The organism is Vibrio sp. 10N.222.47.A9 (assembly GCF_963872585.1).
Taxonomy (GTDB): domain Bacteria; phylum Pseudomonadota; class Gammaproteobacteria; order Enterobacterales; family Vibrionaceae; genus Vibrio; species Vibrio splendidus.
Genome location: NZ_CAWNBB010000047.1, coordinates 118,229 through 131,561 on the forward strand (window position 1 = coordinate 118,229; position 13,333 = coordinate 131,561).

A 13,333-nucleotide genomic window follows, 5' to 3' on the forward strand; every position below is an offset into this window, starting at 1 on the left:
CGTACGAATTCCATCTTTGATGCGATTTACATGGCACTTTAACCGTCTGTGTCACATTACCGCTAAAGTTAGGCTTAGGGCTGTTGATTTTTGAAGGGATTTAAAGGTGGTAAGACCATGGTTGACGTGTGTGAAATGCGTTGAATGGTTTTTAAAATCTTATTTTTAACAATAATTTCGCCAAAAACACCCAATTTGGTTTTGGGCTATGTAGAGATGTCGGGGCTTGAAATTTAATAGGGTAGGCGGCTGTCATGGTATCAATGACAGCCATACAGTTGTACAAGAAAGCTATAGTTGTACAAGAGAGTTACAGTGGCGCGAAAAAGTTACATCGGCAGGTTTAAAAACTCATTTTGATACAGCTTGTTTGCCAAGCTATCGCGAAGTGTAGTTGGAAGGAATTTCATTCGATTGATTTGTCTTACCAACTCTTGTGCAAAGCTAGGTGTTTGTTTCATGTTCATCACACTGCCCATTAGATTGATACTCTGAGCATCAAGCAGCTTTTTCGCTTGTTCTAGGTGGTGAGTTGACGTTTCACCATAGGCGACAACCATCAATGTGCTGTCACAGGCACTCGCAACAGACTGTGCAGGGATATTCCCTTTGTTAATGTTGAGAAGCGGTGAGGTGTCGATGATGACTCTGTCGTATTTCTCTAGCCATTTGTTGACCACTTTTTGTAACGTTGTCGGGTCTTTATAAGCAAGCTGTGTTGATGCCACTTGAGGTGCCGGGACACCAATGAACATCCGGTGAGACTCAACATGTTCTATTAACTGCCCCTGTTGACTGTCTTCTAACATGTTCAAATCTTTGAAAGCGGGGTTGTATAAGTTGAGGTCAACATAAAGCGTAGAATGACCAGCAAGGAGAAAACGTTCTGCTAATGCAGTTGCAACAGAAGTTACCCCGTCACCTGAATGACAGGCAGTCACACAAATCGATTTCTGTCCGTTAAGTTCAGAAGCTAAATACAGTTGCTCGACTTCGGCATGGGTCGCTGAAATTGTCATTATAAAGCTCCTATTAAGACGATCATTGTTGTTAGACGTAATATGTCTTCTAGACCTACACGAGCTTTTTCCATAAAGCTCTCTCGGCGATCTGGGATGTAGATAGTGTCACCAGCGCGCAGTACTGGTAGATTGTAAATATTGGCTGTTTTGCTGAATTCAACAAGGTCGAAGGTACGAGCTTGACCTTGGCAACAAGACATATTCACAATGGTAATTTTCTCTACGTAAGCATTGTCAGTAGGGCCTGCCGCTTCTGCCAATATATCTAGAATCGTCATGTTGTCGTTGAACACATAGCGACCTGGGTTGTTAATCGCACCAAGCACACGGACGGTTTCTTCTTTCGGTGTGTCTAACCAGTTTTTACCTTTCTCTGGAATGTAAATGGTGTCACCAGTGGTTACGTTTGGCAGCAAGGATTCGTCACCGGTTTCGAAGTACAGTGATAAATTGAGTTTGCTTACTTTAGAGTAGGTTTTATCACGATGCGTGACACGAACGTTGTGTATATCAGCATCCTTGGTAGGGCCGTCAGCCGCAGACAAAATGTCTAGAAAGTGCATGTCTTTGGTGAAGCGGTAACGACCCGGCGCATTCACTTGTCCAAAAATGTAGATCGAAGCATCAGAGCTTTGACGTACCCATTGAGATTTATTGTCTGAAGGATCTTGTGGTAGGTCGTGGACACGGACGATAGAGCCGGCACGAATTTGCGGCATCAGATCTCGTGGCGCGCCATTTCTGATGAAATCATCAAGATTAAACACAACCATCTTTCTACCCGTCACAACTTCAATTTTTGATGTGTCAGCTCGTAGCGTAGGGCCGCCAACATGAGCCAGTAATCCCATGAAGTTCATTTCATCTGACCATTCAATACGACCAGGTCGGTTGACTTCACCGATAACGTTAACCGCTCTGTCTGGCGCAATCTTCAACCAAGACTTCTCGTTCATGTCGGTTTTCTCTGGAACGAAAATAGCGTCACCGGCTTTAATGCTCGGTGGATTAGAGTTAGGTAGACCTTCTGTGTAAGCCGCTAAATCGAATTTAAGTACTCTGCCATCCGCTTTGATCACACGTATTTGGCGCGATTCTGCAAATCGAGTCGGACCGCCAGCATTCGCAAGGATATCCATGAAGGTGGCGTCTCTTTTTCCTTCAAAAGCGCCGGGAGCGGCAACTTCACCCATAACGTAAACCATGTTGGCGCCGGATTTGATCTCTTCTTCTTGCTTCGGCACAAAAATGGTTGCACCTGGGCGTAAGATCGGAAGTAGACTTTCGTCACCAGAATCTAAATAACGTTTAAGGTTGAACAGCGTAGGCGTGTTGTTTGAAATTACTCGGATTTGTTCAACACTGGCATAACGAGTCACACCGCCCGAGCGCATTAGTACATCGACAAGATCGGTGCTCTCTTTATAAGTGAATGAACCCGGTGCGTTTACCTCGCCAAATACTTTAATCGAATTACGAGAGTCGGCACTGTCACCAGAGTTAGCAAGCTTTGCTGCATCGAACTCTTGTTCAATATTGCCTACTAATGGCGATGCTGGAACAAAAAGCGAATCGAGTGATTGCAGAGTAGGTAGCGTTGATTCGTCACCTGAATCAAGGAAACGTTTGTAGTTAAACTCTTTGTTGTCCGCGCCTCGCTTAAGAATCAATTTGTCCAGTTGTGCTCCCGGACGTAATCCACCAGCTGCGTAAAGCGCCATTTGGATGCTAGAACCCAATGCCAGTGTGTATTCGCCAGGCTGTTCTACATAACCTTGAACGTAAATAATGATTTGTTGTTCTTTGACGTACACCGAAGCGTTCGAAAGATCTTTATAAGCGGTTGCCAGTGATTCTAGAACGACTTTGTTAAGCTGCTCACTGTCATAACCCGCAACAAATACGGCGCCAACTTCAGGAAGGGTTATGCGGCCACGTTTATCGACTTGGAACCCCGTATTTAACGTACTTTCACCGGGTACGTTAACTTGGATAAGGTCACCGACTTGAACCGCGTCTGAAAACTCTTCGCTCGCATTCACGACACTCGTAAAGCTTAACGATAGGGTGATGATAAAAGCGATCAATAATTTCATAATCCACCTCCCATTTTCTCGGCATTTTTAGGGGAGATAATTTCGATACTCACTCGGCGGTTAGTTAAACGCGTACCGTCTGATTCGCCTTCAAAAAGAGGGACAGTTTCACCCACAGACACGGCTTTAATTCGCTGAGCACCTAAGCCAAAAATAGTTAGGTAGCGTTCGACTTGTTTAGCTCGTCCAAGTGCCAAGTCATCGTTAAATTTTTCGGTACCCGTAGCATCGGCATGACCCGTAACAACAAGGTCTAGAGATTTATGTTCTTTCAGTAGTGTGGTCGCCTCGGCAAGTCGTCCCATGTACTTGGGATTGACTTCGGTAGAGTTTTCCGCGAATTGGTTGTCAACGTTAAGCAGGTCGTACAACTGTTCGATAACCGACAATTGCATTCTAAATTGGTTTTCATTTTTTGGTGGTTCACAGCGGGCTTGTGAGGTCACATAGTCCAGTTGGACTTCAAGTTCGTTTAAGCGTTTTCTTTGAATGACTAGGTCGTTGGCCGCATCTAGAAGCAGGCCACCTTGCAGTTCACGAGCGATTCGATTTTGCTTCTCTATCGCTTGCACAACAGCAGCGGGGAAGCACCAACGGGCGCCTTCTTGAATCAAAGCATCAAGATGTAATTTAGCCAGTTGCCAATCAAAACGTAATCCGTGTTCAGGACCAAGAGGTTCGTCTGGCATGACAGGAGAAAAGTCGGAATTTTGGTAATTAATAGAGTCATAACTTTCAGCCAAACCGCCGGTGCCTTGTTCAGGGTAGCTAGTACAGCCACCTAGAACCAAAGCAGACAGAGAAAGGGCTATGTAGTTTTTCAGTATTTTCATGCCAACGTCCTATGTTTTTACTTTTTATTATTATGTTTTGTTACTTCTAGCTTAGTGGATCTTCATGAATTTGTAGGATTTTTTGAATTTACTGGGATAGCGTGGCCAATACGTAGCAAGTTCATAATTTCAAGAGGCTGGCCAGTCACATTTTCAAGTCGCATGTTGCGCTCGCGCTCAGTTAGGCGTTTGAACATGTAAACAATTGCGCCAACACCAGATGAATCTAAAAACTCAACTTGGCTAAAATCAACTTCGATTTCAGGATGGCCATCATTTGAGATTACATCGTCAATATCGCTCTGAGCATCACGGCTACCTGCAGCATCTAAATCACCGAAGATAGAAAGAGTCAGTGTCGTTGTATTTAAATCAATCTTACGTAGTTCCATAGCGATATCTCCTTTTGAGTATGTATGGACAATTGCACTGAATGTGCCAACTTTTATGTGTATATTTTTCAATAGCTTAACTTGGTCGCTAATCTCTATCTCATATTGAGAAAATCGATTTCTCAATATGAGAACTAAAAATGGGTGAACATTTGAGACCCATAAGTCATTAATTATATGAATGAAATCGAAAGTTAAATAAGGTTGATGTGTGGATCGCATCTTCTAGCAAAGGTTGTCTACCTACGTGTCAGAACGCTTAGGATTAAAGGCGTTTGTTGAGCACTACAGATATCAATACGGAGCAGATGATGAGATTAACTAAATTGGCGATAGCAACTCTATGGGCGTGTTCGCTTTCTTCTCATTCATCCTATTTACCTCCTGACCATTTGGTACTGGCCAATACATACCAACAAGGCATTGATGTTTCTGAATACTGGAAGAGTGAAAAGCTTGACGGGATTCGGGCTCTTTGGGACGGACAACACCTTTATACTCGAAACGGAAATCGCATTTACTCACCGAAGTGGTTTACAAAAAACTTGCCTAAGGTACATCTCGAAGGGGAGTTGTGGGCAGGAAGAGGTCAGTTCCACTTAGTCCAATCTACCGTCCTCGATCATACGCCTAGTGACTTAGCGTGGCGCCAAATAGATTTCATGCTGTTTGATATGCCAGGGGCTGCTGGTGATTATCAAAAGCGCTATTACAACATCTTGCATTGGGTAAGCATGATTGGAGAACCTCATGTCAGTTACATCGAACATGTACCGGTTCACAATGAAGAAGCTCTGTTCCATCAACTTGATAATGTCGATGAGAGTAATGGTGAAGGTTTGATGCTTCGTAAGATCACCAGTCGCTATCAAGCAGGCCGAAGTAATGACCTTTTAAAGCTTAAAAGGCATCACGATGCGGAAGCCACGGTTATTGGTTACAAAGGCGGAACAGGGAAGTATAAAGGGATGATGGGTTCGATTTTGGTTCACACAGAAGAGGGTGTGGAATTTTATATTGGAAGTGGGTTCAGTGACCAGATGAGGCTCGCACCGCCCGAAATAGGCAGCCGTATTACTTTTCGATACAATGGCTTTACTCAAAACGGAAAGCCCAAGTTTGCGCGCTTTGTTAGAGAGAAGAGTGAATACTAATCTCCTGAGTATAAACTAATCGCCCCTAAATCATTTACAGCCGTAAGCGAAAAGAGCCCTGAAAATCAGAGCTCTTTTTGTATGCAATAACGGCGATACCGGTTTAGCGAGTACGAATCTAACGAGAGCTAAACTCTAACTGAACATCATCGTCTTGTTTATGCATCCAATGCAAACGCATACCGAGCATAATGGCAGCTGATGTTAGGCCGACAATGAAACCAATCCAGAAGCCATGTGCGCCCATAGGTTCAACAATCCAATCTTTCATTCCTAAGATGTAGCCGATAGGAAGACCAAGTAACCAATACGCTACGAAGGTAATGTTGAAGATCGAACGCATGTCTTTGTATCCACGCAAAGCACCTGCAGCGATAACTTGGATTGCATCGGTACATTGATAAACCGCAGCGAACAACAACAATTGCATTGCAACGGTAACTACCGCCGTGTTCTCTGTGTAAAGTAACGAAACCTGCTCTCTAAATAATACTGTTAATGCGGCTGTCATAAAGGCGGTTACCAAACCGACGATGATACCCACGTGTGTTGCGATCTTCGCACCTTCAGTGTTATTTTCACCAAGCTTATGGCCAACACGAATACTCACGGCGGCACCGATACTCATTGGAATCATAAACACGAGAGAAGAGAAATTAATCGCGACTTGGTGTGCTGCAACAACCAATGAACCTAATGGGGCAACTAATAGGGAAACCACAGCGAACAGCGTGACCTCGAAGAAGATAGCGGCAGCAACTGGAAAACCAAGTCTAAACAAACGAATTTGAGCTTTAAGTTGAGGCTTGTGGAACGTCCCGAAGATGTTGATTTTAGCCAAACGCTTTGATGTTAAAACGTAAGCGAACAGCAGAGCAAACATCACCCAATAGACGATAGCCGTTGCAACGCCACAGCCAACACCACCCAAAGCAGGGGCTCCAAGTTTTCCGTATACGAACATCCAGTTAAGCGGGATGTTTAATAGCAAACCGATAAAACCAATCACCATGGCAGGCTTAGTTAAAGACATGCCATCAGTAAAACTTCTCAATGTTTGGAACAGCAAAAACGCAGGCACAGCAAACATCACCGCATTCATATAACCGATGGTCTTTTCCGCCATGAGTTGCTCAATGTCCATCCATTCCAATATCAGCTGCGTTTGGAATAGCACGCCAATAATAGGTAAGGAGATGACGAGCGCTAAAAATGCACCTTGCTGAATCTCAAATGGAATTTTGACTTGGCGGCCTGAACCGTTCAGTTGTGCAACAACAGGAACCAACGCCATCAAAAGACCGACACCAAATAATATTGATGGTAGCCAGATACTTGCTGCAATCGAAACCGCCGCCATATCGATGGCACTTACGCCACCGGCCATCACGGTATCAACAAACCCCATTCCAGTTTGTGCAACAGATGCGATCAATACTGGGGTCGCAAGTTTGATTAGATTCGAGGATTCTTCTTTGTAACGATGCACAAACAACTCCAAATAAGAGGGAAAATTAGAATAATAGTGTAGGAAAGGACATTCTGAAGGAATCAGAGACAATGATCTTAAGCTTCCACTGGACGAATCATAAAGAAATGTCACAATAACTGCTATGAAAAACTGTTATTAGGGCGTGTTGATCTTTCGAGCTGATTTTTGCAGCGAGTTGCTGGGTATTTTTACAGGGCAGAGGCTTTGATGTGTAGCTAGCCTACATGAGAAGCCGATAACGTAGTAAAAATGACCAGCAAACGCTGCCCGAAGGGTTCGGCTAAAAACGTTTTACTCTTTGTTGAGGGAGATTTGCTTAGGATGCTAGGCTACTTCCCCCTCGCCGCGATTAAAACGCTTTTATCTCGAACAAAATTTAACCGCGAAAGGTCAACACGCCCTAGAATGCTAAATAGGAATCTTATGTTTACAGGTATCGTTCAAGGCATGGCAACACTGGTTGCTATAAACAAAAAAGAGTTGTTTCAAACTCATACCATTGAGTTAAGTGACGAAATGGTTGAGGGGTTAGCAATTGGCGCTTCAGTAGCTCATAACGGTTGTTGCTTAACGGTAACGGAAATTTCGGGCAATCAGATTGCTTTTGATTTAATGCAAGCCACATTGCGATTGACGAACTTGGGCCAACTGAATGTTGGTGACAAAGTGAATGTTGAGCGTGCAGCAAAGTTTGGTGACGAAATTGGCGGACATAGCATGTCTGGCCACATTACTCTTATGGGTAACCTCGTTGATGTGATTAAGACAGAAAATAACCGTACGCTTTGGTTTGAGCTGCCGCAAGAATCAATGAAGTATGTGCTGAGCAAGGGCTACATTGGCGTTGATGGTTGTTCATTGACAATCGGTGAAGTGGAAGAGAACCGTTTCTCTGTTCACCTGATCCCAGAAACGCTGAATCGTACTCTGTTTGGCGGCCGTGAAGTAGGCGATCAAGTAAATATTGAATTCGACCCTCAAACACAGGCGATTGTTGATACTGTTGAGCGCGTATTGGCAAACCAGAAATCGTAATGACGGTTTATCAATAGCATTTGCCCCCAAAACGACACTAAGTAAAAGTCGAAGATATTAAAAAGAGCACATTAGGTGCTCTTTTCTATTTTTGTGTATTTGTGTTTTTCTAGGCTAGCCTCAAAATCGAGGTGTAGCTCTAAATCCAGGTGTAGATCCAACTCGACAAGAGAGTAGGTGTTAGAAGACTTGTTCGTCGTCTGCATCAATCGAGAGGTTAATTCTGTCTCTGACTTCATCTACCTGCATATCGAGGTGAATGGCATTGCAACACGCCGGGCAATCGTCATAAAAATCTTGGCTCCCATTAGAAGCATCGAGCGTTATGCTGATTGCATGCCCACAGTGGGGGCACGAGACATGTTTCTCTGTGTATTTATGCATGGCTAATTCTCCTCACTGAAGCTTGTCCAAATCGTATTAGCTTTAAAGATCGCAGTAGCTTGTATAGATCTATGCAGTAGCTTTATAGAACGCAATAGCTAGCTGTGATTGGTATTAAACGGCTTGTATCTTCTGAATGCATGCTTCAGTTTGTGCTAAATATTCGCCGCCAAATTGATTGCAGTGGTTAAGAAGATGGTACAAGTTGTAAATGTCTTTCCGATCAGTATAGCCAACGTCGAGTGGATTGACGCTCTGATAACCTTCATAAAACTCTTTTGGAAACCCTTCAAACAATTCCGTTAACGCTAAGTCACATTCATGGTCGCCCCAATAACAAGCGGGGTCGTAACAGATTGGCCCAAAGGCTGAATTCGCTACGTTGCCATTCCATAGATCACCATGAAGCAACGAAGGGCAAGGGTTGTGCCCAGCAAGACGCATATTCACCACATCAACGATGTCATCAATATCGCCGAATTCAATGCCTTTCTCTTTTAGCAGTTGCAGTTGGAAGCCGATGCGTTGTTCAGAGAAAAAGCGACCCCATTTCTTATGCCAAGGGTTAGGCTGAAGCGTACTACCGATATAATTATCTTGGTCACAACCAAACTCTTTTTGCTCGCCCCATTTATGAAGCTGAGCAAGCTGCACCCCGAAATCAAAGCTGTTATTACCCGTATCAAGCGGCTTAGTTGGCAAGTAATTGAGAATAATGAATGAGCATTCTTTGGTTTTACCAATCAGTACCAACTCAGGCACATAAACGGTGGAGGTTTCTCTTAACAAGCGTAAGTTCTCAGCTTCGATTTCAAACTTAGGTAAAAATTCTCGCTGATTTACTTTTACAAAGTAGCGTTCATTACCATCGCTGATCATAAAGCAATCGTTAATGTCACCACCAGAAACCTTGGTACGTTCAGTAATCTGAAAGTTAAATAGAAGAGTATCTGAAAGTTGTTGAGAAATGGCCTGCCACATAGGAAATCCTCAAAGACTGAAAGTTAAAAAATTGAAGGTTAGAAATACTGTTTGTTAGCCATAGTTTAGGATAAATTTGAGCAATTTATAGACGTACTCGTCAATGTTCTTATCTGTTCTTCACCTTATGTAGAATCAATTGGCTGATTTGTGAACTCGAACTGATTCAAGCTCTTTGAAATACAAACAGAAATTGGCAAGGCGAAGTTATAGAATTGTTTGGAACTGGCCTCACAATCGAAACGGTTTTGGTCGAAACAAACTGGAAAAGTAGTTGGAGCTTGTTATTGTCTGCGCATCAACTTAAATGTGCTATTAGAGTAGGTTGAAACGACTATAGTTAACGATAGGGCACGTGACCATCTGAGCTTGCTAGCTCTTTACTAACTCTTTAATAGCCGAGTAATGATGACGTGCTGAGTCTGCAAGTATCTTGACCAACAGACATCTAGCGACACGTATATATTCAGCTATTGGTTTAATATTTAAGCTGAAACACTAACTAGGATCATTTTAATACGGTTTTTGGTAATAAAGTGATGACAAATCGCTTCATTTACATAGTATTAAGCAAGTACGTATTAATCTGCTCTTGAGCTTAAAACGGAGATTTATTGTGGTTGTAGAAACCGATGGCTATTTGGCTCTGATCGAGCACTTATCGTTTAATCTGGATGTCTTTACAAATAGTAATGGCGATACAGGCAATGAGAGTGTTGAAGACATCATCACAGACATGATTTCAACAAACATCATGGCTATTTTTGAGCAAAATCCAGAGTTGCATTCGAGTGTTCGTTTTCAACTTTTGAAAGAAGCCGATGCTGTGGTAGCGGATTTAGGCGAAGTATTAGCGGGTGTATGGGCTAAGAAAGCGACCAACGAGCAAATTGTATTTCTAGATGAATACATCGCGCTAGTGAAGAATCTATTTGATTCTGCTGTTGCTAAATACGACTAACTATTTGTCCATTTCCTCGTTAGTCATTTTTTCACGATGATTATGTTCACGATGATAGGCGTTTACGTCGTAGCTTTAAAAGTGACTTCGTTTAGCGGTTAAGACTTTAAACCGCTATAAACGCCTAAAGTGCCAAAACTTAGAAGCCCAATAAGGGTTATCCAACCTCGATATGATGACACCTTTCGATGTCGAAGCATGTAGGAATTGATTATTTCCTAAATACACACCTACGTGTCTTACCGTCATCGACGTTTTGAAAAATACCAAATCTCCGCTTGTTGCTTGTCCATACGCTATTTCTTTTCCCTTTTTGCTCTGATCTTTTGTGGTTCTCGGTAGGGCTTGTTGTGTCGCATTTTGCACGGCAATTTGAACAAAAGCGGAGCAATCTACGCCTCGAAATGATGTCCCTCCGAAATGGTATGGCACACCTTTCCACTGTTCATACACGCTCATATAAGCGTTTGTAGTCAATTGTTCTGACTTTGATAAGGGTTTCTGTGCGGTTTGACTAAGCTGAGAAGGCGATGGTGACGAGCTACACGCAGCCAATGTTGCTAAAGTTATTGTAACTACAGCCATTTTTCTGAATTTCATATGTAACTCTTCTGACAAAAAACTGAAATAAAAACGTCATCAAGGACTTCTAGTATACGAACTAACTTAAGGATATCTCTTTTCGTAGTCAAACTGGATTTCACATGCCCGACACAAATTTATCAATAAAACCCTCACGTTATACATTCTCGCTCATTCAAACCGTCACTGCTGTATTTATTTCCATTCTTTTACTCGTTAGTTTTTTATCAATGGTTAGCATTCGGGGAGTTGAACGAGTCGGAGGACATTTTGACGCACTTTCAGAACAAGCTTTACCCCTTGCTTTACACAACGCCGAATTAACGCAAAGCGTATTAGAGCAAGTGAAACTTCTCACCTATAGCACCCAGTCAACCGACTTAGATGCGCTGAATTCGACAAGGGTTTCAATTGACCAACTCGCAACAGAGAGTAATACCACGCTTGAGGAACTCCTTTTTATCTCCCAATCTTTTCCTGATGCGATCTCTTTAGAGCAACAACAAAACCTTATTGATGATATGGCGCAACTGCAAACCATGACTAATACGGTATTGCTGGCACAGATTGATATTCAAAGTAAGCAAAATCTGATCGACAGTAAAATGGGCGAGTTCCGTTATGGCGTTGGATCTATCGGACCTGAAATGAACCGAATCAGCTCATTCTTGGTTGAAGACAACCCAGAAGCGAGCGATGCAGCGAACCGATTTACATCCAGTGCGTCTGCTATGGCGAACACCTTCCTGATGTTGATGATGCAATCTGACATTGATAAAGCACAAGACGAATACCGTCAATTGAGAAACCGAATCGCAGGCCTTAACTTGGCTTACAGCGATTTTGCCGATTGGCACCCAGACATTGCTGAGTTCGCAAGCTTGACGGCTCCGTACGAAATGGTGAAAGAAGGCTTTACCGAAGAAGGTGTAATCAAACAAATCCTCTTGAAACTCGAACTGGTTCAGCAGCAAGAGCAGAACCTAACGCAAGTCATCACTTTAGCTAACACCGTCATCAGCACACTGAATCAGTTGTCTTTTACAGCCTCCCAACTGATTGATGAAAGTGAACTCGTTGTAAATCAAACCATCACAAACATTGATCGTGTGTTGTTTATCAGCGGGCTAGTGATTGCCATAATCATCGTGCTCTCATGGTTTGTATTACGTCGCTGGATGAATAAAGGGCTTAAAAACATTACTCAACAATTGAGTTCACTCGCAGAGCATGACTTCTCTAAACAGAGTGAACTGATGGGGCCGCTAGAGTTGCAAGTTATTACTTCAAAACTCAATACGGTCGTTGATTCCACCGCGGATTCGGTTCGTTTAGTAACGCGTAACTGTGAAACGCTTTATCAAACGGCTGAAGTAAGCCATGACGCTGCCGAGCAAACCAATTCAAGCTTGAACGAGCAGAACGAATCGCTACAGAATATGATCGCCACAATTACAGAGCTCGAAGCATCCATTGGTGAGATTGCTCGTATCTCGAACGCATCGAATGACGACGCGCAGATAGCAGAAAACGAATCAGTCAATGGTAGCCAAGTGATCGGCCTTAATCAGAAGCGATTACAAGCACTCGAGCAATCTCTTAGCCTGAATCAAGAATCGATGACGGACTTGGATATTCGCGTTAAACAGATTCGTGAAATGGTCGACGTGATCAGTGGTATTGCTGAAAACACCAACTTACTCGCATTGAATGCCGCAATAGAAGCAGCGCGAGCAGGGGAGCAAGGTCGCGGGTTTGCCGTGGTTGCCGATGAAGTACGAAAACTGGCGAGTGGTACCTCTCAGCAAACCACTAATATTCGTAATATGATGAACGAATTGGTGGCTGCGGCTGATCGCTCACGTGCTTCTGTAACAGAATCGAGAAGCGAAATGGCGAATGCACTGGAAACCAGTGGCGATGTAAAACAAGCCTTCGAGAAAATCGAATTCGCGGTTAGCCAGATCAAAGGACGTGTTGAGCAAATCATGGTGGCAACCGAACAACAAGCCCGTGCGACTGTCGATGTAACGCATTCTATCACTCGCGTGTCTGAGCAGGGTGAGAATACTAAACTTCAACTTGAATCTATGATCGAGAGTTCAGAGCAAGTTGGTGAGATAGCAGGGCACCAACAAGCTATGCTTCACAAGTACGTGCTGAAATAAACAAACGTACTGAAATAAACGAGCGTGAGAGGTAAGCTAGATAACGCAAGAGTTTAAGCACTAGCAGCACTTAATCAATAACTACGCTTATAACAACTATCGACACAGAAACGCCCTTAAATTCTCGGAAGAATCTAAGGGCGTTTGCTTTCGGATTCAGATAAGTTTGTTATTAAGATAAGTTTGGCTTTAAGGTAATTTTGGCCTCAAGATAAGCTTGAGCCTCAAACGAC

General features: G+C 43.2%; 12 protein-coding genes. 4 read left to right on the forward strand and 8 right to left on the reverse strand.

Annotation, left to right across the window (positions count from 1 at the left end; genetic code table 11):
* Positions 1-329: 329 nt before the first annotated feature.
* The 4 genes from AACT19_RS15255 to AACT19_RS15270 form a co-directional block, all read right to left on the reverse strand.
* Positions 330-1,019 carry a tyrosine-protein kinase family protein gene (locus AACT19_RS15255; protein WP_061024153.1) on the reverse strand — a complete coding sequence of 230 codons (690 nt, stop codon included), beginning with the start codon at positions 1,017-1,019 and terminating at the stop codon, positions 330-332.
* On the reverse strand, positions 1,019-3,118 hold the full coding sequence (locus tag AACT19_RS15260) for an SLBB domain-containing protein (RefSeq protein WP_076647100.1): 2,100 nt from the start codon (positions 3,116-3,118) through the stop codon (positions 1,019-1,021). Before AACT19_RS15260 ends, AACT19_RS15255 begins: the two co-directional genes overlap by 1 nt.
* On the reverse strand, positions 3,115-3,951 hold the full coding sequence (locus AACT19_RS15265) for an OmpA family protein (RefSeq protein ID WP_017077265.1): 837 nt from the start codon (positions 3,949-3,951) through the stop codon (positions 3,115-3,117). The genes AACT19_RS15260 and AACT19_RS15265 overlap by 4 nt, the downstream gene beginning before the upstream one ends.
* Before the next feature lie 62 nt (positions 3,952-4,013).
* Positions 4,014-4,343: an STAS domain-containing protein gene (locus AACT19_RS15270; protein ID WP_017094038.1), complete on the reverse strand. Its 330-nt coding sequence runs from the start codon at positions 4,341-4,343 to the stop codon at positions 4,014-4,016.
* 311 nt (positions 4,344-4,654) lie between these two features.
* Here AACT19_RS15270 and AACT19_RS15275 point away from each other — a divergent pair, with 311 nt between their 5' ends.
* The gene (locus tag AACT19_RS15275; protein ID WP_076647102.1) at positions 4,655-5,497 is read left to right on the forward strand and encodes a DNA ligase; all 843 of its coding nucleotides are present in this window, start codon (positions 4,655-4,657) and stop codon (positions 5,495-5,497) included.
* Positions 5,498-5,615: 118 nt separating this feature from the next.
* Here the strand turns inward: AACT19_RS15275 and AACT19_RS15280 are convergent, their stop codons facing one another.
* Positions 5,616-6,986: an MATE family efflux transporter gene (locus tag AACT19_RS15280; RefSeq protein WP_017077263.1), complete on the reverse strand. Its 1,371-nt coding sequence runs from the start codon at positions 6,984-6,986 to the stop codon at positions 5,616-5,618.
* A gap of 426 nt (positions 6,987-7,412) precedes the next feature.
* Here AACT19_RS15280 and AACT19_RS15285 point away from each other — a divergent pair, with 426 nt between their 5' ends.
* Positions 7,413-8,024, forward strand: a complete 612-nt coding sequence (locus tag AACT19_RS15285) for a riboflavin synthase (RefSeq protein ID WP_029224555.1) — start codon at positions 7,413-7,415, stop codon at positions 8,022-8,024.
* Positions 8,025-8,204: 180 nt separating this feature from the next.
* Here the strand turns inward: AACT19_RS15285 and AACT19_RS15290 are convergent, their stop codons facing one another.
* Together AACT19_RS15290 and AACT19_RS15295 are read right to left on the reverse strand one after the other, a co-directional pair.
* Positions 8,205-8,408: a CPXCG motif-containing cysteine-rich protein gene (locus tag AACT19_RS15290; protein WP_004733789.1), complete on the reverse strand. Its 204-nt coding sequence runs from the start codon at positions 8,406-8,408 to the stop codon at positions 8,205-8,207.
* 114 nt (positions 8,409-8,522) lie between these two features.
* The gene (locus AACT19_RS15295) at positions 8,523-9,389 is read right to left on the reverse strand and encodes a fructosamine kinase family protein (protein ID WP_076647104.1); all 867 of its coding nucleotides are present in this window, start codon (positions 9,387-9,389) and stop codon (positions 8,523-8,525) included.
* Between the two features lie 616 nt (positions 9,390-10,005).
* Between AACT19_RS15295 and AACT19_RS15300 the strand changes: the two genes are divergently transcribed.
* Positions 10,006-10,350 carry a DUF3802 family protein gene (locus AACT19_RS15300; RefSeq protein WP_004733787.1) on the forward strand — a complete coding sequence of 115 codons (345 nt, stop codon included), beginning with the start codon at positions 10,006-10,008 and terminating at the stop codon, positions 10,348-10,350.
* A 114-nt stretch (positions 10,351-10,464) separates the two neighbouring features.
* On the opposite strand, the gene AACT19_RS15305 is transcribed toward AACT19_RS15300, so the two are convergent.
* Positions 10,465-10,950: a C40 family peptidase gene (locus AACT19_RS15305; protein ID WP_017083653.1), complete on the reverse strand. Its 486-nt coding sequence runs from the start codon at positions 10,948-10,950 to the stop codon at positions 10,465-10,467.
* Positions 10,951-11,054: 104 nt separating this feature from the next.
* Here AACT19_RS15305 and AACT19_RS15310 point away from each other — a divergent pair, with 104 nt between their 5' ends.
* Positions 11,055-13,100, forward strand: coding sequence for a methyl-accepting chemotaxis protein (locus AACT19_RS15310; protein WP_076647106.1), 2,046 nt, complete (start codon positions 11,055-11,057; stop codon positions 13,098-13,100).
* The last annotated feature ends 233 nt before the right edge of the window (positions 13,101-13,333 follow it).

What these genes read in the sequence shown, in the direction of transcription:
- AACT19_RS15255 (WP_061024153.1), bottom strand. Translation starts at nt 1,019, where the DNA reads ATGACAATTTCAGCGACCCATGCCGAAGTCGAGCAACTGTATTTAGCT.
- AACT19_RS15260 (WP_076647100.1), bottom strand. Translation starts at nt 3,118, where the DNA reads ATGAAATTATTGATCGCTTTTATCATCACCCTATCGTTAAGCTTTACG.
- AACT19_RS15265 (WP_017077265.1), bottom strand. Translation starts at nt 3,951, where the DNA reads ATGAAAATACTGAAAAACTACATAGCCCTTTCTCTGTCTGCTTTGGTT.
- AACT19_RS15270 (WP_017094038.1), bottom strand. Translation starts at nt 4,343, where the DNA reads ATGGAACTACGTAAGATTGATTTAAATACAACGACACTGACTCTTTCT.
- AACT19_RS15275 (WP_076647102.1), top strand. Translation starts at nt 4,655, where the DNA reads ATGAGATTAACTAAATTGGCGATAGCAACTCTATGGGCGTGTTCGCTT.
- AACT19_RS15285 (WP_029224555.1), top strand. Translation starts at nt 7,413, where the DNA reads ATGTTTACAGGTATCGTTCAAGGCATGGCAACACTGGTTGCTATAAAC.
- AACT19_RS15290 (WP_004733789.1), bottom strand. Translation starts at nt 8,408, where the DNA reads ATGCATAAATACACAGAGAAACATGTCTCGTGCCCCCACTGTGGGCAT.
- AACT19_RS15295 (WP_076647104.1), bottom strand. Translation starts at nt 9,389, where the DNA reads ATGTGGCAGGCCATTTCTCAACAACTTTCAGATACTCTTCTATTTAAC.
- AACT19_RS15305 (WP_017083653.1), bottom strand. Translation starts at nt 10,950, where the DNA reads ATGAAATTCAGAAAAATGGCTGTAGTTACAATAACTTTAGCAACATTG.
- AACT19_RS15310 (WP_076647106.1), top strand. Translation starts at nt 11,055, where the DNA reads ATGCCCGACACAAATTTATCAATAAAACCCTCACGTTATACATTCTCG.